General features: G+C 58.8%; 22 protein-coding genes. 6 read left to right on the top strand and 16 right to left on the bottom strand.

What is annotated here, in order from left to right; genetic code table 11:
• The first annotated feature begins 140 nt into the window (after positions 1-140).
• The 5 genes from BUB72_RS09280 to BUB72_RS09260 all read left to right on the top strand — a co-directional run bounded on the left by BUB72_RS09280 (position 141) and on the right by BUB72_RS09260 (position 6,112).
• Positions 141-2,120: a protein meaA gene (locus BUB72_RS09280; RefSeq protein ID WP_073143730.1), complete on the top strand. Its 1,980-nt coding sequence runs from the start codon at positions 141-143 to the stop codon at positions 2,118-2,120.
• Between the two features lie 70 nt (positions 2,121-2,190).
• Entirely contained in the window at positions 2,191-3,237 is a 1,047-nt protein-coding gene (locus BUB72_RS09275; RefSeq protein ID WP_073143154.1) for a fatty acid desaturase family protein, read from the top strand.
• 43 nt (positions 3,238-3,280) lie between these two features.
• Positions 3,281-3,985, top strand: a complete 705-nt coding sequence (gene deoD / locus BUB72_RS09270) for a purine-nucleoside phosphorylase (RefSeq protein WP_073143151.1) — start codon at positions 3,281-3,283, stop codon at positions 3,983-3,985.
• The gene (locus BUB72_RS09265) at positions 3,982-4,968 is read left to right on the top strand and encodes an aldo/keto reductase (protein WP_073143149.1); all 987 of its coding nucleotides are present in this window, start codon (positions 3,982-3,984) and stop codon (positions 4,966-4,968) included. The genes deoD and BUB72_RS09265 overlap by 4 nt, the downstream gene beginning before the upstream one ends.
• 64 nt (positions 4,969-5,032) lie before the next feature.
• Positions 5,033-6,112: an acyltransferase family protein gene (locus BUB72_RS09260; protein WP_073143146.1), complete on the top strand. Its 1,080-nt coding sequence runs from the start codon at positions 5,033-5,035 to the stop codon at positions 6,110-6,112.
• A gap of 2 nt (positions 6,113-6,114) precedes the next feature.
• Here BUB72_RS09260 and creD read toward each other — a convergent pair whose 3' ends face one another.
• From creD to BUB72_RS09180, 16 genes are all read right to left on the bottom strand, one after another.
• Positions 6,115-7,545 (bottom strand): cell envelope integrity protein CreD, encoded by a 1,431-nt coding sequence (gene creD / locus BUB72_RS09255; RefSeq protein ID WP_073143144.1) that lies wholly within the window; start codon positions 7,543-7,545, stop codon positions 6,115-6,117.
• Between the two features lie 35 nt (positions 7,546-7,580).
• Positions 7,581-8,360 (bottom strand): succinate dehydrogenase iron-sulfur subunit, encoded by a 780-nt coding sequence (locus tag BUB72_RS09250; protein WP_073143142.1) that lies wholly within the window; start codon positions 8,358-8,360, stop codon positions 7,581-7,583.
• A 1-nt stretch (position 8,361) separates the two neighbouring features.
• Complete coding sequence (locus BUB72_RS09245) at positions 8,362-8,703, bottom strand: hypothetical protein (protein ID WP_139250647.1); 342 nt, start codon at positions 8,701-8,703, stop codon at positions 8,362-8,364.
• Between the two features lie 84 nt (positions 8,704-8,787).
• Positions 8,788-9,120: a hypothetical protein gene (locus BUB72_RS09240; protein ID WP_073143137.1), complete on the bottom strand. Its 333-nt coding sequence runs from the start codon at positions 9,118-9,120 to the stop codon at positions 8,788-8,790.
• The gene (locus BUB72_RS09235; RefSeq protein ID WP_073143135.1) at positions 9,117-9,845 is read right to left on the bottom strand and encodes an FkbM family methyltransferase; all 729 of its coding nucleotides are present in this window, start codon (positions 9,843-9,845) and stop codon (positions 9,117-9,119) included. Before BUB72_RS09235 ends, BUB72_RS09240 begins: the two co-directional genes overlap by 4 nt.
• Complete coding sequence (locus tag BUB72_RS18810) at positions 9,815-10,111, bottom strand: hypothetical protein (RefSeq protein ID WP_073143132.1); 297 nt, start codon at positions 10,109-10,111, stop codon at positions 9,815-9,817. Before BUB72_RS18810 ends, BUB72_RS09235 begins: the two co-directional genes overlap by 31 nt.
• Positions 10,108-10,401 carry a hypothetical protein gene (locus BUB72_RS09225; RefSeq protein ID WP_073143130.1) on the bottom strand — a complete coding sequence of 98 codons (294 nt, stop codon included), beginning with the start codon at positions 10,399-10,401 and terminating at the stop codon, positions 10,108-10,110. The genes BUB72_RS18810 and BUB72_RS09225 overlap by 4 nt, the downstream gene beginning before the upstream one ends.
• Entirely contained in the window at positions 10,401-12,206 is a 1,806-nt protein-coding gene (gene sdhA / locus BUB72_RS09220) for a succinate dehydrogenase flavoprotein subunit (RefSeq protein WP_073143127.1), read from the bottom strand. Before sdhA ends, BUB72_RS09225 begins: the two co-directional genes overlap by 1 nt.
• Before the next feature lie 18 nt (positions 12,207-12,224).
• Entirely contained in the window at positions 12,225-12,596 is a 372-nt protein-coding gene (gene sdhD, locus BUB72_RS09215) for a succinate dehydrogenase, hydrophobic membrane anchor protein (protein WP_073143124.1), read from the bottom strand.
• Positions 12,597-12,606: 10 nt separating this feature from the next.
• Positions 12,607-12,990 carry a succinate dehydrogenase, cytochrome b556 subunit gene (gene sdhC / locus BUB72_RS09210; protein ID WP_073143122.1) on the bottom strand — a complete coding sequence of 128 codons (384 nt, stop codon included), beginning with the start codon at positions 12,988-12,990 and terminating at the stop codon, positions 12,607-12,609.
• Between the two features lie 171 nt (positions 12,991-13,161).
• Entirely contained in the window at positions 13,162-13,806 is a 645-nt protein-coding gene (locus BUB72_RS09205) for a DUF1194 domain-containing protein (protein WP_245814781.1), read from the bottom strand.
• A gap of 82 nt (positions 13,807-13,888) precedes the next feature.
• A complete protein-coding gene (locus BUB72_RS09200) occupies positions 13,889-14,920 on the bottom strand; it encodes a MaoC family dehydratase (protein WP_073143116.1) in 1,032 nt (343 codons plus the stop codon).
• Complete coding sequence (locus BUB72_RS09195; RefSeq protein ID WP_073143113.1) at positions 14,920-15,123, bottom strand: DUF1737 domain-containing protein; 204 nt, start codon at positions 15,121-15,123, stop codon at positions 14,920-14,922. Before BUB72_RS09195 ends, BUB72_RS09200 begins: the two co-directional genes overlap by 1 nt.
• On the bottom strand, positions 15,123-15,695 hold the full coding sequence (locus tag BUB72_RS09190; RefSeq protein ID WP_073143111.1) for an NnrU family protein: 573 nt from the start codon (positions 15,693-15,695) through the stop codon (positions 15,123-15,125). Before BUB72_RS09190 ends, BUB72_RS09195 begins: the two co-directional genes overlap by 1 nt.
• Entirely contained in the window at positions 15,692-16,543 is an 852-nt protein-coding gene (locus tag BUB72_RS09185) for an HpcH/HpaI aldolase/citrate lyase family protein (protein ID WP_217653851.1), read from the bottom strand. The genes BUB72_RS09190 and BUB72_RS09185 overlap by 4 nt, the downstream gene beginning before the upstream one ends.
• A gap of 97 nt (positions 16,544-16,640) precedes the next feature.
• Complete coding sequence (locus BUB72_RS09180) at positions 16,641-17,393, bottom strand: sulfite exporter TauE/SafE family protein (RefSeq protein WP_073143107.1); 753 nt, start codon at positions 17,391-17,393, stop codon at positions 16,641-16,643.
• A 165-nt stretch (positions 17,394-17,558) separates the two neighbouring features.
• On the opposite strand from BUB72_RS09180, the gene mdh reads away from it, so the two are divergent.
• On the top strand, positions 17,559-18,521 hold the full coding sequence (mdh, locus tag BUB72_RS09175) for a malate dehydrogenase (RefSeq protein ID WP_073143104.1): 963 nt from the start codon (positions 17,559-17,561) through the stop codon (positions 18,519-18,521).
• Positions 18,522-18,613: the final 92 nt, after the last annotated feature.

Genomic DNA, 18,613 nt, shown 5'->3' with positions numbered 1-18,613 from the left:
TGCCAATAGACAAAAAGCATGGCAACGCAACGGGTATGGCTGTAAATTCTGCGTTGCAGCGAATTGACATTGGTATAAAATTCCACGTATCAATCGCTAAACGCAATAATGTTACCGTCCGCGATTCACACGAGGCCATCATGTCCGACCTACCCAACACGCCGCAAAAAGATCGTCCTTGGTTGTTTCGCACCTATGCGGGTCACTCAACGGCCAAAGCGTCGAACGCCCTGTATCGCGGCAATCTGGCCAAGGGTCAGACCGGCCTCTCCGTGGCTTTCGACCTGCCCACGCAAACCGGCTACGACAGCGATCACGTCCTGTCCAAAGGCGAAGTCGGTAAAGTCGGCGTTCCGGTCGCGCACCTTGGCGATATGCGCAGCTTGTTCAACGATATCCCACTGGACCAGATGAACACGTCCATGACGATCAACGCGACGGCGCCATGGTTGTTGGCTCTCTACATTGCCGCAGCCGAGGAACAGGGCGCGGATATTTCCGCCCTGCAAGGCACCGTGCAAAACGACATTATCAAGGAATACCTGTCGCGCGGCACATACATATGCCCGCCAAAACCCTCGCTACGCATGATCACCGACGTCGCCGCCTATACGCGTCAGCATCTGCCGAAATGGAACCCGATGAATGTCTGCTCCTATCACTTGCAAGAAGCAGGCGCGACGCCGGAGCAGGAACTGGCCTTCGCGCTTGCCACAGCAACTGCAGTGCTCGACGACCTCAAGGGCAAAGTTCCCGCGCAGGACTTCCCGCAAATGGTGGGCCGTATCTCTTTCTTCGTAAACGCCGGCATCCGCTTCGTCACCGAAATGTGCAAAATGCGCGCTTTCGTGGACCTCTGGGATGAAATCACCCGCGACCGCTACGGCGTCGAAGACCCCAAGTTCCGCCGCTTTCGCTATGGGGTGCAGGTGAACTCCCTTGGCCTGACCGAACAGCAACCTGAAAATAACGTCTACCGCATCCTGATCGAGATGCTGGCCGTCACCCTGTCCAAAAACGCCCGCGCACGCGCCGTTCAATTACCAGCCTGGAACGAGGCGCTCGGTCTGCCCCGCCCATGGGATCAACAATGGTCGTTGCGCATGCAACAGATCATGGCATTCGAGACCGACCTTCTGGAATATGACGACCTTTTTGACGGCAACCCTGCCGTGGACCGCAAGGTCGAGGCGTTGAAAGAAGGCGCGCGCGCCGAACTCGCCACCATCGACAGCATGGGCGGCGCCAACGAGGCGATTGAATACATGAAGTCGCGGCTGGTAGAGGCCAATGCCGAACGCCTCGGTGGCATCGAGTCAGGTGACACCATCGTGGTCGGCGTGAATAAATACCAACAGCACGAGGAAAGCCCGCTGACCGCAGGTGACGAGGCGATCATGGTGGCCGACAAGGACGCCGAAGCCGATCAGATCGCGCGCCTCAACGCATGGCGTGCGTCGCGTGACAGCCAAGCGGTCGAAACGGCTCTCGCCAAAGTTCGCGCAGCAGCGAAAGACGGCACCAACATCATGATCCCGACAATCGAGGCCGCCAAAGCAGGCGCGACCACTGGTGAATGGGGCGACGTGATCCGTCAGGCCTTTGGTCAGTATCGTGGCCCGACCGGTGTGTCTCGCAACCCCTCAAATCGCACCGAGGGACTCGATGAAATCCGCGAGCGCGTGGACGCGGTGTCAACCAAATTGGGTCGCCGCCTCAAGTTCCTCGTCGGCAAGCCGGGCCTGGACGGTCACTCCAACGGGGCCGAGCAAATCGCGGCCCGCGCCCGTGACTGCGGCATGGATATCAGCTACGAAGGCATCCGCCTGACACCAGATGAAATCGTAGAGGCCGCCTTGAAAGACGAAGCGCATGTCGTTGGTCTGTCGATCCTGTCCGGCTCCCATATTCCGCTGATCGAAGATCTCATGAGCAAGATGCACGCGGCGGGCATCGGCCATATTCCCGTGGTGGTCGGCGGCATCATCCCCGAGGACGATGCACATCGGTTGCGGGCAATGGGGGTGGCCAAGGTCTACACACCCAAGGACTTCGAGTTGAACCGTATCATGGTTGACCTCGTAGAACTGGTGGACCCAAAAGGCATCGCAGCGGAGTAATACCTTACTTGACACCCGTGCGGACGCGGCCAAAATTCGCGTCCAAAGAATTGTGCCCAAAGGTAATTGAATGAATTCCGCAACACCCCAATCCCGCCGCCCCGCGCGGGAATGGATACCCGTCCTCAAAGCATATCGCGACCCGTCCCTCTCCCGCTCGATTTGGGAGCTTGCGACGACCTTTGTTCCTTATGTCACCTTGTGGGCTATCGCATGGTGGTCGCTGGCGTCAGAGATTTACTGGGTCACCGTTCCTGCCGTTATCCTTACGGGCATGTTGATGATGCGTATGTTCGCCATCCAGCACGATTGCGGCCACGGCGCGATTTTCAAGTCATGGACCGCGAACCGTTGGCTTGGCCGATGCCTTGGCGTGATCTGCATCGCCCCCGCCGCTGTCTGGGCCAAGAAACACGACGTTCACCACGCCACCCACGGCAATCTGGACCGCCGCGAGATGGGAGACCTGCTGACCCTGACCGTCTCGGAATACAACGCCAAAGGCCCGCTCGCCAAAGCCGCCTACCGGCTCTATCGCAATCCGTATTTCCTGCTCGCATTCGGGCCATTCTACTCCTTCTTTCTGGAATACCGCCTGCCCTTCCGTCTGATGGACCGCCGCGAATACTGGATCAGCGCCATGGGCACCAACCTGTCCATCGCGATCGTTCTCGGGACGATCTACTATTTTGGCGGCTGGGGCCCGATCCTGTTTATCTTCGTGCCCTCCACCTTGATCGGGGCGTTTTGTGGCGTCTGGGTGTTCTACATCCAGCACCAGTTCGAGGGCGTCGAATGGGATCACCAAGGCAACTGGTCGGTGCACGATTCCGCGCTCTATGGCTCCAGCTACTACGTGCTGCCGGGCTGGCTGAACTGGTTCAGCTGCAACGTCGGCATCCACCACGTTCACCATCTTTATGCCCGTATCGCCTTCTATCGCTTACCCGAAGTCCTGCGCGATCATCCAGAATTGGCTGGAACCAACCGCGTCACCTTCCGCGACAGCCTCAAATGCATGAAGCTGAAGCTCTGGGACGAAGACACTCGCCGCATGGTCGGTTTCGCAGCGGCAGATGCGAAAGCTGCACAAGGGGTACTCGCACCGGCGGAATAGGGCTGATATATGGGGTTGAAACAGCCCCAAAGGAGCCCGCCCCATGACTGTTCATATCGGAGCCAAACTCGGCGACATCGCTGAAACCGTCTTGCTTCCCGGCGATCCCTATCGCGCCAAATGGGCGGCAGAGACGTTCCTTGAGAACGTCAAATTGGTCAACGAGGTGCGCGGCATGTTGGGCTTCACCGGCATGTGGAAAGGTAATCGCGTAACCATCCACGGCTCTGGCATGGGGATGCCGTCGCTGTCGATCTACGTGAACGAGCTGATCAAGGACTACGATGCGAAAACGCTGATCCGCATTGGATCGTGTGGCGGCATGCAGGACAAAGTCGCCGTGCGCGATGTGATCCTCGCCACCGCGACCACGACCCTGTCCACCCCGTCGCGTGGCATCTTCAAAGAACTGCAATTCGCCCCGACCTGCGACTGGGACCTGCTGCACAACGCCTTCCACGCCGCTGAAGCCAAAGGCGTGCCAACCCATGTGGGCGGTATCTATTCGGCCGACGTGTTCTACGACGAACGCCCTGACCTTAACGAACAAATGACCCGCCACGGTATCCTTGGCGTCGAGATGGAAGCGGCCGAACTCTACACCCTCGCCGCCCGCTATAACCGCCGCGCCTTGGCGGTGCTGACCGTTTCCGACCACCTGCTCACCGGCGAGGCGCTGCCCTCCGAAGATCGTGAACGCAGCTTCGGGGACATGGTCGAAATCGCGCTGGAAGCGGCCTTCACATGAAAACGCGCCAGCTTGGAAAAGGCGGACCGCAGGTCGGTGCGGTCGGGTTAGGGTGCATGAGTTTCGCCGGCTTCTACGGCGAAACCGATCTTGTGACATCCCACGACACGCTCGATGCTGCCCGCGATCTCGGCATAGATTTCCTCGACACCGCAGAGCTTTACGGCCTTGGCCAGTCCGAGGAAATCATGGGCAGCTATTTCAAGGCCAACCCGGGCCACGGCTTCAAGATCGCGACCAAAGGCGGGATCATGGTCAAGCCCACCCGGCATTTCAACAACTCCGAAGCCGCTTTACGAGCCGCCCTCGAAGGCTCCTTCAAGCGGCTCGGCGTCGATTATGTCGACCTCTACTATATCCATCGCCGCGAACAGAACCGCCTCATCGAAGAGGTGGTAGAGACCCTCGCGACCTTCATCAAGGAAGGCAAAATCGGCGGCTTCGGGTTTTCCGAAATCGCACCGGCCTCTTTGCGCCGCGCCCATGAAGTGCACCCTGTCACTGCCGTGCAAAGCGAATACTCCCTTTGGACGCGGCAACCCGAAATGGGCATGCTTCAAACCTGCAAGGAGCTTGGCGTGGCCTTCGTGCCCTTCTCACCCGTGGCGCGCGGCATGTTCGCGGACCAGTTCCCCGACCCCGCTACCTTTGCCGACACTGATTTCCGCAAGTCACAGCCGCGCTTCGCGCCGGAAAACTTCGCGGCCAATTGCGCAATCTTAGAGAAGTTCAAAGCCTTTTGTGCAACTCGGGGCTGGAGCCCCGCGGGCGCGGCAATCGCTTGGACGCTGGATCGGGGCGACCATACTATTCCAATCCCCGGCACTAGAACCCGCGCGCATCTGGAGCAGCTCGCTGCTGGCGACAGCATCGAATTCAGCGATGAGGATCGTGCCGAGATCGACCGGATTCTGCCTGTGGGATGGGCGCATGGCGACCGCTATTCCGATGCCCAGATCGTGGGCGTGGAGCGTTACTGCTAAACAATCGCCCAATTTTCGGCTGATTTGCATGCTCTAAACCCTCTCTGAAAGGGGCAAAAAGACCATGCGGATCACATATCTTGATCATTTGCGCGCCATTTGCATGGTGTTCGTCGTGGTTCTACACGCGTATTATCTGATCGACTATGCCCCCGCTGCGACCTTCGCGGTGTTTATCTATAATTTCTGCATGGGCACGTTCTTCATCATTTCTGGTTACGTGATGGCAGCTACCTTGCCTGATGGCCCCATCTGGCCCCATCTGCGCGACCGTTTGCGCCGTCTTGCGTGGCCGTTGGCGACGGGTCTCTTACTGGTGAACCCGCTGACACTCGCGCTGATCCATGAAGGTTTCACCACCGCTTGGGCGCAGGACGTCCTGACTCGCGCCGTCACAGGGCGGCTTTTCGTTCATCTTTGGTTTCTTTTCAGTCTAATGGGCTTCATCACGGCGGTTCCCTTGATGCTGCGGGCATTACGTTCCTCTGCTTGGGCGCGGGTAACTGATTTCAATATCCCTCCCCCGTATATCGCCACCGTGATCACGTCGGCGGCAATTGTTGTGCAGATGCTAATTGCTGCCACTATCGGGCTGGACTTGCCGGTCCCATTCGACGGCTTTGCCAAATATGCATGGGCCTATGTTGCAGGTCTGGCACTTTATCAGCACCCAAAGGCTTGGGAGGCCATTCACGCGCCTGGCCCGCTGCCCTTCGCCATCGCAGGACTGTTCTGGCTGGCCATGATCGACGGCTGGGCCGAGCAAGGGACAACACTGCACCACATGTTGCACGCCGCCCGCATCGCTTCCAGCACTGCCGCAATCAGCTTCGGGTTGCTTTGGGCCTTCCGCCGCTTTTTCAACACCACCAACGCGATCTGGTCGTTCATCTCTGCCGGAGCGTTGACGACATACATCCTTCAATGGCTGGTGTTGCATGCGCTTCTCACGCCTCTCACCGCAATCGGACTGGAGGGCGGAATGCTGTTCAGCGCACTCATAATATGCACGCTGGCCATCAAACTTCCGACCCACCACCTGATCGTGAAACGAGTGCCGGTACTGGCACTGCTTCTCAACGGCACGCCGCTGTCACCACGCGCTGTCGAGACACCTCGGACTTCGGAACCCGCGCAGGCCTAAGACTAGGGCTTGTCCTTGGCTGTGTCGGTCGCGACGTCCGTCGCAGGCGGGCTTGGTGGTGGCGTTTTGCCATTCAGCCAATCAATCACGCCGTGGCCCGGCTCACCATACCAGTCTTCGTTGCGGGTCAGGTACATCGTGCCTGCCAGCGCCAAGAACGCTAAGGTAGAGCCCGCAAGAAGCGCATAATCCGCACTGCGTAAGATCAAGTAAAGGACCCCGTACAGCAGCACGAGCATCACGCCTAGCACCGCCGACCGCACCCCAAGCTTCATCCCGATATAGCCGAACAGTGTCAGCAAAATGATCGTAGCCCCCGCCGAAACCCCGTAAGCTGCCGCGAAGCCGATTTGCTCGGAATAGGCGACCATCAACAGCACGAACAGTGATTGCGCCAATCCGATGAAGACATATTGCACCGGATGGGTCGGGCGGCCGTTTCGGTCCTCGATCAACAGCACCGTCAGGAAGGTCAGCGCAATAAACAGAATGCCATACCGCGCGGCGCGATAGGCTTTCTGGTAGAAGTCGTTGGGCTGGAAATACTCGACCCCGAACGCGGTCTGGGCGCGGGCAGTCTGGTCCGAATTTTCACGCGAAATCTGCGGCAGGTTACGCGCCAGATGCGGGATCAGCCATTCCGCCTCGAAGCCGCTCTCGCTCACGGTGCGGGTGTTCGGCAGAAAAGCCCCGGAAAAGCTCGGATGCGGCCAGTCACTGTCGAACACCACTTGCGAGGTCCGGCCCACAGGCGTCACCATGAAGCTACCGGCACCGTTGAATCCAAGCTCCATGTCGTATTGCGTAGCCTTTCGGGGGTCACCGATTTCCGCCATGATGCCAGGGGTGGTATCGCGACTGGAGCCAGTTATCGGCTCAAGCTGTACGTTCTTGCCACCCACGGTCAGTTTTGCGGCACCACGCAGCGCTTTGTTCGATAACAGCGAAACACGCAGTTGAGCATCGTTCCACAGCAACGTCTCGTCGCTATTCACCGCAGCCTCCACAGCGCTGAAATCAAAGCGGGATTTGATGTCGGCGGTGGCGACATAGACCGGAACGCGGAACACACCGCGTGCGCGGGTCTGGGTTTGCGAGGCGATGCTGAAATTGTAATCGTCAGGATAAAGATAAATCGAGCGCTTATACTTGATCTCGGTAATCTCGACTTCCTCTGTCGTCGCGATCTCCTTGCCATTCACGATTTTAGTGGCGGCACGCTGCTCCTTGCGGGTCACGGGACCTGTGACAGGGATAATAATCTGCGGGCCGGATAACAGTTGCGGGCCGCCCCACTCGTCACCGACAGAAGACACAGTGTTGCGGCTGTGATTTGCGCGCGCATCAATCACCTCGCCCGCAAGGAAAAGCGGGACGAACATCAAAACGGTCAGAAGTCCGACGATTAAAAAACGAAAGCCAATAGATTTCATGAAAACACTCCGAAGCAATGCCCCGGAGTATTACATTACACCTGACGCTCGACCATCATCTTTTTGATCTCTGCGATTGCCTTGGCAGGGTTCAACCCCTTCGGGCAGGTCTTGGCGCAGTTCATAATGGTGTGGCAGCGATACAGCTTGAACGGGTCTTCAAGTTCGTCCAATCGCTCGCCCGTGGCTTCGTCGCGGCTGTCGATGATCCAGCGGTAGGCGTGCAGCAACGCTGCTGGCCCAAGGTAGCGGTCGCCGTTCCACCAGTAGGACGGGCACGACGTCGAGCAGCACGCGCACATGACGCATTCATACAAGCCATCCAGTTTCGCACGGTCATTCACCGACTGGCGCCATTCCTTCTTCGGGCGGTTGGTCTTGGTTTCCAACCACGGCATAATCGACGCGTGCTGCGCGTAGAAATGCGTCAGGTCGGGGATCAAGTCCTTCACAACCGGCAGGTGTGGCAACGGATAGATTTTCACGTCGCCCGTGATCTCGTCCATGCCGTAGATACAGGCCAGAGTGTTGATCCCGTCGATGTTCATCGCGCAGGACCCGCAAATCCCTTCGCGGCAGGAGCGGCGGAAGGTCAGCGTCGGATCGATCTCGTTCTTGATCTTGATCAGCGCGTCCAGAACCATCGGCCCGCATTTATCCATGTCGACAAAATAGGTGTCGACCGACGGGTTCTTCCCGTCATCAGGGTTCCAGCGGTAAATCTGGAACTTGCGCACGTTGTTCGCGCCCTCGGGCTTCGGCCACGTTTTGCCGCCCATAATTTTCGAATTCTTGGGAAGGGTCAGTTGAACCATGTCATGCCTCCTTCGGCGCAGAAAAGTTTTCAAGCGTGCCGCCCGCGACAAAGTGGTTGAGCAGAAGGGCACGGGTTGTTGGTGGGCTGGAATTTATCGTAGCCACCTCTTGTTTGGTCAGGACGCGGCGCTTGAAGCCGCGCTTGCGCAAGCAGCGGTCCACGCCGCTCGCTTCGCCATGATATCTAATTTGGTCTTCGTTAATTGCGACCCCGATGGGCCCCAACAATATACCACCAAAAACCACACTTGAGACATAGCTGCCGACAACGGCGTTTTGTCCTGCACGTGGGGCATTTGGTAGGCAGGAGTGAAAGGCCTGCCGCGCATCGACAAGGTTCATTCCAGCTTGCGATGGCACCGCGGGTCCAATGTCACCACATGCGCTCAAAAGCAAAAAGGGGAGCAGAAACTTCTTCATATAGTCTTAGGCCTTCTTCAGCAGGAAGGGTGACAGCCCGTCCTTGAGTAAACACTCGATTGTATCCGGTCGGGTGGCAATCTCTACCACCAGCTGTGTTTCTTCGGGACCAAGCCCTGTAACGCCGGCGCGCGCCAATTTCAGGATCTCACCCGCCGAGGCGTTGTCGATCACGCAGTCCGTGGCGGGCTCCAACGGAACGCCGGGGAACCGCTTTGCCAAAACAGGGCGCACGGTGTCCTTGGCCTCCTTGCGGGCCAACTGATCGGCCAAGCCATCGTCGCCACAGGCGCTAAGGGTAAAAAGCGCAGCCAGCGCTGGTATAAGAACTAGCTTCATGCGTCCCACCTTGTGAACAAAACGTCCATATGGCGCGGTTGCGCCTTCTTTCCAGCATGTGCGGCCGTTGCCAATACGTCGCGAAATTCAAGGCCTGCTTTCGCCAGCTCTGCGATCACCGCGGATGGTGGGGCCACGCCTTTAAAACGGTGCGTCACCGACATCTCCAGAATAACGAAATCGCAGCGCTTCAACGTCTCTGCGCCGCCTTTAAGCACTTCGAACTCGAACCCTTCGGTGTCGACTTTCAAGCCCAAACGCCCCGGCAAGTCTGCGGCAAGCATATCGAGCGTGATAACAGGCACCTCGCGCTTGGCCACATCTGAAAAGCTACGCGCAAGTTTATCCGTGCGTTCTTTCAGGCTCGCCATAGCGCCACCTTTGCCTGGCTCGGTCTCAGGCACGGACAGCAGGGCTTTGCCTTGCTCAGCCCCCAATGCGACCGCGCGAAAATCAAAACTCTTGGGGGAAACACCCTCTTTCACTGCCGCTTCACATTCCGCTTGCGGGTCGACCAACACGAAATGCGCATCGGGGAAGCTTCGGTAAAGCCACGGAGTGCCGTCATGCACGCCCACATCAATCACAAAGTCCGGCGTGAACTCATAGGCCTTCAGATAAGGCGGGCGCGTTTTGATCGGGTGTAGGGCGAACCCCTCCTCCCTCGCCGCGCGGCGTATGTCGGCAAAATTGCTCAGAGCGACACCCCGTTTGCCGTCATGCACGCCAACGTGCCGTCCCGCGTCATAATCTCGGAAATCAGGCCCGTGCTTGCCGCGTCCAACGCATCCAGTTCGGACAACAGTTGCAGCTCTTCGGTGGTGGTATTTTGTGCGCCGCAATTCGCGGCAACCGCTTGAGCCTGCGGTGAAAGGCCCGGCGAAACATCGGCAACAAACCGTGCGATGCTTTGCTCTTGCGCTTGGGTGGGTTCATCCAAAACAGGGGCACCACATGCGGCCACAACCATGACCAAAACAAGTTTCTTCATGACGACGCCCCGATCGTGATGCCGTAAGTGGTCGGTTGAGGTTTGCCATTCACCTTGCGGTCGACACATGCGGCAAACGCGTCCTCCGCCGACTGAGGCCGGAACACTTTGTCGGTCACAGTGATCGAGCCTCGGGCCTTGCCGCCCCCCGTGCCGATCCCGACGCCGATATTTCCCTGCACGCCATCGGCCAGCCCCACCTCTTCGCGACACTCCCGCGCCGCCCGTTCCGGCGAAACCGGAACAGGCGCACATGCCGCAATCAGAAGTGGAAGAACCATCCAGCGCATTAGTAAACGCGCGCTTTCGGAGCGATTTTCTTCAGGTCGATGCCACCCTCTTCTTTGGTGGTCAGCGGGTCCAGATGCACGCCACGATAGCTCAACTTCACCTTATTGCCGTCGACATGAGCCAGCGAGTGCTTGCGCCATTTCTTGTCGTCACGGTCCGGGTAGTCCTCATGGGCATGCGCCCCGCGGCTTTCCTTGCGCGCTTCTGCGCCCACGATAGTGGCCAAAGCGTTTGGCATCAGGTTTGCCAGTTCCAGCGTCTCCATCAGATCGGAGTTCCAAACCAGCGAGCGGTCGGTGACGTTCAGATCATCCATCTTCGCTGCAACAGCCGTCATCTTCTTAACGCCTTCTGCCAGCGTTTTGTCGGTACGGAATACTGCGGCGTCTTCCTGCATGGTTTTTTGCATCTCCAGGCGCAACTCGGCGGTCGAAACGCTGCCCTTGGCATTGCGGAAGCTGTCAAACCGGTCCAATGCCGCGTCGATGGACTTCTGTGGCATCTCGGGATTTGGCGCACCCGGTGTGACGATCTCGGCGGCGCGGATCGCTGCCGCGCGGCCAAACACCACCAGATCAATCAGGGAGTTGGACCCAAGGCGGTTTGCCCCGTGAACAGACGCGCAACCCGCCTCGCCCACGGCCATCAGGCCCGGTGCAATCGCTTCGGAGTTGTCTTTTGTCGGGTTCAGCACCTCACCCCAATAGTTCGTCGGGATGCCACCCATGTTGTAGTGCACGGTTGGCAACACAGGGATCGGCTCTTTGTGCAAATCCACGCCCGCAAAGACACGCGCGGATTCCGAGATACCCGGCAAGCGCAGCGCCAAAGTCTCTGGCGGCAGGTGGTTCAAGTGCAGGTGGATGTGATCCTTATGCTCGCCCACGCCACGACCTTCGCGGATTTCCATCGTCATGCAGCGTGACACCACATCGCGCGACGCGAGGTCTTTGTAGGTCGGCGCATAGCGCTCCATGAATCGCTCGCCTTCGGAGTTGGTCAGGTAGCCCCCCTCTCCGCGTGCGCCCTCGGTGATCAAACAGCCCGCGCCGTAAATGCCGGTCGGGTGGAATTGCACGAACTCCATGTCCTGCAAAGGCAAGCCCGCGCGGGCCACCATGCCGCCGCCGTCGCCGGTGCATGTATGCGCAGAGGTGGCCGAGAAGTAAGCGCGGCCATAGCCGCCCGTTGCCAACACAACCATCTTGGCGCTGAACAGGTGCAGCGTGCCGTCGTCCAGCTTCCAGCACATAACGCCGGTGCAGACACCTTCGTCGTTCATGATCAGGTCGGTGGCGAAGTATTCAATGTAGAATTCCGCGTTGTTTTTCAACGACTGGCCATAGAGCGTATGCAAGATCGCGTGGCCGGTCCGGTCAGCCGCAGCACATGTGCGTTGCACAGGAGGGCCTTCACCGAATTCAGTCGTATGTCCGCCGAACGGACGCTGGTAAATCTTGCCCTCTTCAGTGCGCGAGAACGGCACACCATAGTGCTCCAGCTCGTACACCGCCTTCGGGGCCTCCCGCGCCAGATACTCCATCGCATCAGTGTCGCCCAACCAGTCGGAACCTTTGACGGTGTCATACATGTGCCACTGCCAGTTATCCGGCCCCATGTTCGACAGCGACGCGGCGATGCCGCCCTGTGCCGCAACCGTGTGGGAGCGTGTCGGGAAAACCTTGGTCACACAAGCGGTGCGCAGACCTTGTTCAGCCATGCCAAGCGTCGCGCGCAAGCCAGCACCACCGGCACCAACCACAACAACGTCATATTCGTGAGTTTCGTATTCGTAAGCAGCCATGTCAGACGGGCCTTCCGATTAAAGAGCGATGCGGGCGATGGCGAACAGGCCAACCCCGGCGACAGTGTAGCAAAGGCAGATCGACAGAATGATCGCGACCTTGCGTGCCGTCCCTTGGATGTAATCCTCGATCAGCGCTTGCACACCATTTTTGAAGTGAACCATGGACACCAGAATGGTCAGCGCAGCCACGATCGCAGGGAACGGGCGGCTGTAATAGGCCACGACTTCTTCGTATGGGGCACCGAGGATGCGCCCGAACGTGAAAATGAACAACGGCACAAGGCTTACGAGCATCGCGGAGCTAACGATCATACCCCAGTGATGCATCGTGCCGGACTTGGCCGATCCCAAACCAGTGGCGCGCTTGCGGTCTGTCAAAATAGGCATATCTAATCCCTCACAAGATAACGGCGGTGATGATCGTCAGCACGAAGCTGCCAATCACAACGCCGTAGGCTAGCTTCTTGGCCACGTCCAATTCAAAGCCGCGCCCGCTGTCCCAGTACAGATGACGCAAGCCGGCAAGGAAGTGATACCAAACCGCCCAGAGAGAGCCGAACATGATCAAGTCACCAAACCAGCTCGTCACAAAGCCGTTCGCGGTGTTGAAGTAATCTTCGCCGTAGCTGGCGGCGAGGAACCACCAGACGATCAGAACCGAGGCAAGCATCAGCGCGTTGCCGGTGATCCGCGTCAAAATTGACGTCATCGACGTCCATTGCGGGCGGTAGATTGAGATGTGAGGGGAAAGTGGTCGGTTTCCCCGATTGACGTCTGCCATGGCGCGTCCTTCGTTTGCTACGATGTTTGCGTGGTATCATTAGACTATTCGTTGACTGAGTCACGTCCCATCCGCGCGGAAATGCGCGGTGATTTGTAGCAATTTTGTAGAATATTCCGGTTTGTGATCACGCAAATAATGTGTGTGATCACAAATAATCATTCCTGACGACTACTCTGCAGAGGCCACCTGTTTTGTGATCTCACGCAAGAGCTTCTGTCGAATGCGTCGCGGATACTCCTCGAAATTTGTTGCCTCCATGGCGAAGCTCCCCGGCCCCACGATCAGGTTGGCACGGTAGTAGTCCAGCAAACCGGCCTCCGACGCGGCGATGGCCAGCCCGTTGATTGTAACTCCGCGGTGCAGGGCAGCGGCCTTCATCTCTTCGGGCGGGGTGCCCTCGTTGGAAACCCCGTCCCCCGAGACGTCGATCACCCGCCGCTTACACTCCGGCACGGCGTCAAACTGGATCAGCGCGGCTCCTACTGCCTCACCGATCGCGGTTGAGAAACTTCTCCACGCGCGCGGCGCATCACGGATTGAGGCGGCCAGTGCGTTTGCGGCATTGAAATCAGTTACATGGGTCCAAGGAACGGATACTTTCTGGCGAGTGACGCCGGTCCATTGCAGCAACAACACCTTGGCCTGTGCAACGACCAAGGCCTCCGTCACCGCGCCGTCACTCAACGCCGCACCTAGGCCCTCCATCTGCAAGCGGTACTCACCGGGATCGACCGATCCCGACACATCCACCGCCAGCACCAAGGCCAACTCGCAGGCTTGCGCAGAAGCGCAGCCGATCCATGTTGCCGCCATGAAGGAGCATATCCGCATGACTTATACGATGCCCCATATCAGGCCCGCGTCACATCACATTTCCGCGTTCATAGGCGCGGTTCTAGACCGGCATCAGCGCCCAGTAGTCCAGATCAAGCAGCACGCCAGGCAGGTATTTGCCATCGTCACCTTTCAGAGAAAACGGCTCGGCCTCCGCCTTTTGCGCCACCAACCGCAACCGGATCGCACCAATACCCGGCGCATCGGTCTCGGCCACGTCCAGCACTTCCGACCATGCCTTTATCGTATCCCCCGCCCCGCAAGGGTTCGCATGCGCGCCGGAATTCAGCCCGACGATGATCTGCGCATTGGCCAGCCCGTTAAACGAGAGCGCCCGCGCCAGCGAGATCACATGCCCGCCATAGATCAGCCGCCCGCCATCCCGCGCCGTCGCGTCGAAATGCACCTTGGCGGTGTTCTGCCACATACGCGTGGCCAGCATATGCTCGGCCTCCTCGATCGTGACGCCGTCCACGTGGTCGATTTTCTCGCCCACTTTGTAGTCACTCAGGCGATGCGGCTCCCCCGCTTGGGCGAAATTATAACCCTCAAAGCTCAGCCCCTCCGGCACCACCAAATCGCTCGCCGCGACGGAGCCCGCCAAATCCGGCACCACAGTCTCCGGCGCAGGCGCATCAACGTCGCCTTTACGCACCATCACCCAGCGTACATAGCTCAGGACATCCTCGCCCAAATGGTTGCTGCCCGTGGTCCGCACCCAAACAACGCCCGTCTTGCCGTTGGAATTCTGCTTCACCCCGATAACTTCAGAGCGCGAGCTGATCGTGTCGCCCATATGCACAGGCTTCAGGAACCGCCCCTCGGCATAGCCCAGATTGGCCACCGCGTTCAGCGAGATATCCGGCACCGTTTTGCCGAAGACCGTATGAAACGCGATCAGGTCGTCCAAAGGCGCTTCGTGCAGTCCGCAATCGCGGGCAAACTCGTCCGAAGAATAAAACGCATGCCGCGCCGGATAGAGCGCGTGATACATCGCCCGCTCCCCGCCCGACAAGGTGCGCGGCACCGCGTGCTCAATCACTTCGCCAACGGTATAATCCTCGAAAAACCGTCCCGCATTGGTCTTGCTCATTATTGCGCCCCCAGCTTCATGTCGGGGCTGTAGCGGCCCTCGATCTCTTTGGTCACCGCCTGCCCGCAGCGCATCACGCCGTTTGAGGCATCGAACGCATAGGTCGGGTCGCCATACAATTCCCAACCTTTAGACAGGGCTTCGGATACTTTATGGCAAAACGCCGAGGTGTCATCCTCGGTCAGCAAACGATAAATTTTCATCACACGCCTCCGAACGGGTTCACACCCAGCCAGATATGGATGCCAGATACGACGCTGAACAGCACCAGAGTGATCACTACCAGCACGATCTCTTTCTTAACAGGTGCTTGCGCAGGTGGCGTCCACGGCCCTTGGGCACGGTTGATCATGATGACAGAGATCACCGCCCAAGCCAGAAGTCCGCCAAACAGAACAATCGACGCAAGGTCACCATTTGCCAACAAATGCGCGACCGCCCAAATCTTCACAGCCGCAAGTTGCGGGTGGCGTATTTTCGTTCCCAGCCAAACCTTGGCCGGTTTCGCGGCAGAGGCGCCAAAGACATAAAACGCTAACAGCATCAGAAGGTTGTTGATGTGACCAAAGAAGCTAGGCGGATACCAAACAGCGATAAACTCCGCACGCCCGTATCCGACCACCATCAGCACAATCGACAGAACCAAAGCCACGGCGATCACGCCTTTTGACGCCTCACCCATCTTGTCCGTCATGGCCTGCCGCAGATCAGGAGCGAGCCGCTTGATCCAATGTGCAAAACTCCAAAGCAGAACCCCGATTATAAGTAACGTCATGCGCCCTCCAGCAAGTTGATTGCGTCAGCCTTGGCCAAAAGCCGCGTCGCTGTCTCAACATGCAGGTTTTCCACGATTTTACCATCGACAACCGCAACGCCCTGACCGTCGGCCATCGCCTGCTCGAACGCGGCGATCTGTCGGCGCGCAAGGTCCAGCTCCTCCTCGGACGGCCCGAACACCGCGTTTGCCACAGCCACCTGTGCCGGATGGATCAAGGTTTTGCCATCAAAGCCCATGTCGCGCCCCTCGACGCATTCGTCACGTAGCCCGTCTTCATCCTTGAACGCATTGTAGACCCCGTCCACGCAAACCAACCCTTCCGCGCGTGCGGCCAACAGACACAGCTGCAAGCTGGTCAGCATCGCCCCGCGACCGCGAGAGCCAAGATCCTTCGCAAGGTCGTTGGTCCCCATCACGAAGCCCTCCATCTTCGGTGCTGCGGCGATTGCCGCAGCATTCAGAATGCCCCGCGGCGTTTCCATCATCGCCCAGATCGTCGTGTCGCCTTTCAGCAATCCCGACAGGGCGGCGATCGTCGCCGGGTCTTCCACCTTCGGAAGCAAAATTGTATCAGGGGCCACGTCAATGAAGGTCGCCAGATCATCCGCCCCCCACTCGGTGTCGCCACCATTCACCCGCACAATGCGTTTTCGAGGGCCGTAATCCGTTGTCCGCAACGTTTCGGCCAGCAATTCGCGCGCGGCGACCTTCTCATCCGGCGACACCGCATCTTCCAGATCGAAGATGACTGCATCCACAGGCAGACTTTGCGCCTTCTCCAGAGCGCGGGTCTTGGACCCGGGGATGTAGAGCACCGATCGGTAGGGCTGCGCGACGTTTTGCATCGAATCCATCTCCTGTTTTGATATTTTATTACTCACCATACAGCCGGACAGGCTGCAACACCTGATTTGCCGCAGTGCGGCAATAATGCGTAATGCGCTAGGTCAGCCCGTCAAACACCAGCTTGGCACCGGCCCCCAGAAGCAGTGCATAAGTGAGAAGGAAGAAGTACCGTTCCGGCATCGCCCGATGGGCATAGACCCCAAGGGCCACGCCAATCAGTACAAACGGCAGCATAAACAAATCCGCCCGCAGCGTGTCCCAGCTAAAGACGCCCAAGAAGGTATAAGGCACGGCTTTCATAGCATTGATCACCCAGAAAGTGATCACGGTGGTCGCTTGGTAGGTGGTCTTCCCCATGCCTTGGGCGAGCAGGAAAATCGCAGTCGGCGGTCCACCCGCATGGCTGACAAAGCTGGTAAATCCGGAAACGACACCAGCGATCAGCCCGTTTCGCTGGTTGAACCCCGTTTGCTCAACCGACAGCCAGCCCCGCGCGCGCGCAATCTGAAACGCCACGAACCCCAGTGATATCGACCCGATCAGGACGCGCAGCACGTCGGGATTCGTCGCTTTGTATAGAGCTGCCCCCAAAAGCACACCGGGCACCCCGCCAATGATCAACGCCTTGGCGCTTGGCCAATGCCACTTGCCCCAGAACGGTCGCAAGGTCGCAACATCGGCGATCATCAGCAGCGGCAACATAATGCCCAAGGCCGTCGCGGGTGGCAGGAACAACGCAAGAATCGCAGTGGCCACAAACGCCGCCCCGCCGCCAAAGCCGCCCTTGGCCACCCCCGAAATGAAGGCCGCCGGAAGTGCGAGCGCGAAAAAGGTGGCGTCAAAGTCCATATCACGCAGCTAGGGCAAAAAATCCCGTCAGTTCAATACTTAACAGCGCGAACGTGGCACCGATCCCCTTCACAATCGACATTTCTGCACTGCGGCACACTTGCGCGACTCCCCCGCAGGCGCTACCCATCGCCCCCAACATCAACCGCACCAAGGACCATTCACATGGCCAGACCCAAAATAGCCCTGATCGGCGCCGGACAAATCGGCGGCACGCTTGCTCACCTCGTAGCGCTGAAAGAGCTGGGCGACGTCGTCCTGTTCGACATCGCGGACGGCACGCCGCAGGGCAAGGCACTCGACATCGCAGAAGCCGGCCCCGCAGGTCCGTTCGACGCGACCCTGAAAGGCACCACCGACTACGCCGACATCGCTGGCGCAGACGTGTGCATCGTCACCGCCGGTGTTCCCCGCAAGCCGGGCATGAGCCGTGATGATCTCTTGGGCATCAACCTCAAGGTGATGAAATCCGTCGGCGAAGGCATCGCAGCCAACGCACCGAACGCCTTCGTGATCTGCATCACCAACCCGCTGGACGCGATGGTTTGGGCGCTGCGCGAATTCTCCGGCCTGCCCCACGAGAAAGTCTGCGGCATGGCTGGCGTCCTGGATAGCGCCCGTTTCCGCCACTTCCTTGCGACCGAGTTCGAGGTCTCCATGAAGGACGTCACCGCGTTCGTTCTGGGCGGCCACGGCGACACGATGGTGCCGCTGACACGCTACTCCACAGTTGCAGGCATCCCGCTGCCCGATCTGGTGGACATGGGCTGGACCACGCAAGAAAAGATGGACGCAATCGTTCAGCGCACCCGTGACGGCGGCGCAGAAATCGTAGGCCTGCTGGGCAACGGCTCCGCCTTCTACGCGCCTGCGACCTCCGCCATTGAGATGGCCGAAAGCTACCTGAAAGATCAAAAACGGGTGTTGCCATGTGCGGCTTATGTTGAAGGTGCCTACGGTCTCGACGGCTTCTACGTGGGCGTGCCCACCGTGATTGGCAAAGGCGGCATCGAGCGTGTGGTCAACATCAAGCTGTCCAAGGACGAGCAAGCGATGTTCGACAAATCTGTCGACGCCGTGAAAGGCCTCGTTAAAGCCTGCAAAGAAATCGACGGCTCGCTGGCGTAAGCCACCTACCCCGAATATCGTAAAAGGCCCGCCCATCCGGCGGGCCTTTTTTGTGTGCAGCGCTTCTCCTGCCGCCACGTTAGGCGCTCCGA

Origin of the sequence: Litoreibacter ascidiaceicola, from assembly GCF_900129235.1 — a bacterium.
Taxonomy (GTDB): Bacteria; Pseudomonadota; Alphaproteobacteria; order Rhodobacterales; family Rhodobacteraceae; genus Litoreibacter; species Litoreibacter ascidiaceicola.
This window is presented reverse-complemented; position numbering and strand designations above follow the sequence as displayed.

Excerpts from the sequence above, each read along its gene's own strand:
- BUB72_RS09280 (WP_073143730.1), top strand. The coding sequence starts at position 141 with ATGTCCGACCTACCCAACACGCCGCAAAAAGATCGTCCTTGGTTGTTT.
- BUB72_RS09275 (WP_073143154.1), top strand. The coding sequence starts at position 2,191 with ATGAATTCCGCAACACCCCAATCCCGCCGCCCCGCGCGGGAATGGATA.
- deoD (WP_073143151.1), top strand. The coding sequence starts at position 3,281 with ATGACTGTTCATATCGGAGCCAAACTCGGCGACATCGCTGAAACCGTC.
- BUB72_RS09265 (WP_073143149.1), top strand. The coding sequence starts at position 3,982 with ATGAAAACGCGCCAGCTTGGAAAAGGCGGACCGCAGGTCGGTGCGGTC.
- BUB72_RS09260 (WP_073143146.1), top strand. The coding sequence starts at position 5,033 with ATGCGGATCACATATCTTGATCATTTGCGCGCCATTTGCATGGTGTTC.
- creD (WP_073143144.1), bottom strand. The coding sequence starts at position 7,545 with ATGAAATCTATTGGCTTTCGTTTTTTAATCGTCGGACTTCTGACCGTT.
- BUB72_RS09250 (WP_073143142.1), bottom strand. The coding sequence starts at position 8,360 with ATGGTTCAACTGACCCTTCCCAAGAATTCGAAAATTATGGGCGGCAAA.
- BUB72_RS09245 (WP_139250647.1), bottom strand. The coding sequence starts at position 8,703 with ATGAACCTTGTCGATGCGCGGCAGGCCTTTCACTCCTGCCTACCAAAT.
- BUB72_RS09240 (WP_073143137.1), bottom strand. The coding sequence starts at position 9,120 with ATGAAGCTAGTTCTTATACCAGCGCTGGCTGCGCTTTTTACCCTTAGC.
- BUB72_RS18810 (WP_073143132.1), bottom strand. The coding sequence starts at position 10,111 with ATGAAGAAACTTGTTTTGGTCATGGTTGTGGCCGCATGTGGTGCCCCT.
- BUB72_RS09225 (WP_073143130.1), bottom strand. The coding sequence starts at position 10,401 with ATGCGCTGGATGGTTCTTCCACTTCTGATTGCGGCATGTGCGCCTGTT.
- sdhA (WP_073143127.1), bottom strand. The coding sequence starts at position 12,206 with ATGGCTGCTTACGAATACGAAACTCACGAATATGACGTTGTTGTGGTT.
- sdhD (WP_073143124.1), bottom strand. The coding sequence starts at position 12,596 with ATGCCTATTTTGACAGACCGCAAGCGCGCCACTGGTTTGGGATCGGCC.
- sdhC (WP_073143122.1), bottom strand. The coding sequence starts at position 12,990 with ATGGCAGACGTCAATCGGGGAAACCGACCACTTTCCCCTCACATCTCA.
- BUB72_RS09205 (WP_245814781.1), bottom strand. The coding sequence starts at position 13,806 with ATGGCGGCAACATGGATCGGCTGCGCTTCTGCGCAAGCCTGCGAGTTG.
- BUB72_RS09200 (WP_073143116.1), bottom strand. The coding sequence starts at position 14,920 with ATGAGCAAGACCAATGCGGGACGGTTTTTCGAGGATTATACCGTTGGC.
- BUB72_RS09195 (WP_073143113.1), bottom strand. The coding sequence starts at position 15,123 with ATGAAAATTTATCGTTTGCTGACCGAGGATGACACCTCGGCGTTTTGC.
- BUB72_RS09190 (WP_073143111.1), bottom strand. The coding sequence starts at position 15,695 with ATGACGTTACTTATAATCGGGGTTCTGCTTTGGAGTTTTGCACATTGG.
- BUB72_RS09185 (WP_217653851.1), bottom strand. The coding sequence starts at position 16,543 with ATGCAAAACGTCGCGCAGCCCTACCGATCGGTGCTCTACATCCCCGGG.
- BUB72_RS09180 (WP_073143107.1), bottom strand. The coding sequence starts at position 17,393 with ATGGACTTTGACGCCACCTTTTTCGCGCTCGCACTTCCGGCGGCCTTC.
- mdh (WP_073143104.1), top strand. The coding sequence starts at position 17,559 with ATGGCCAGACCCAAAATAGCCCTGATCGGCGCCGGACAAATCGGCGGC.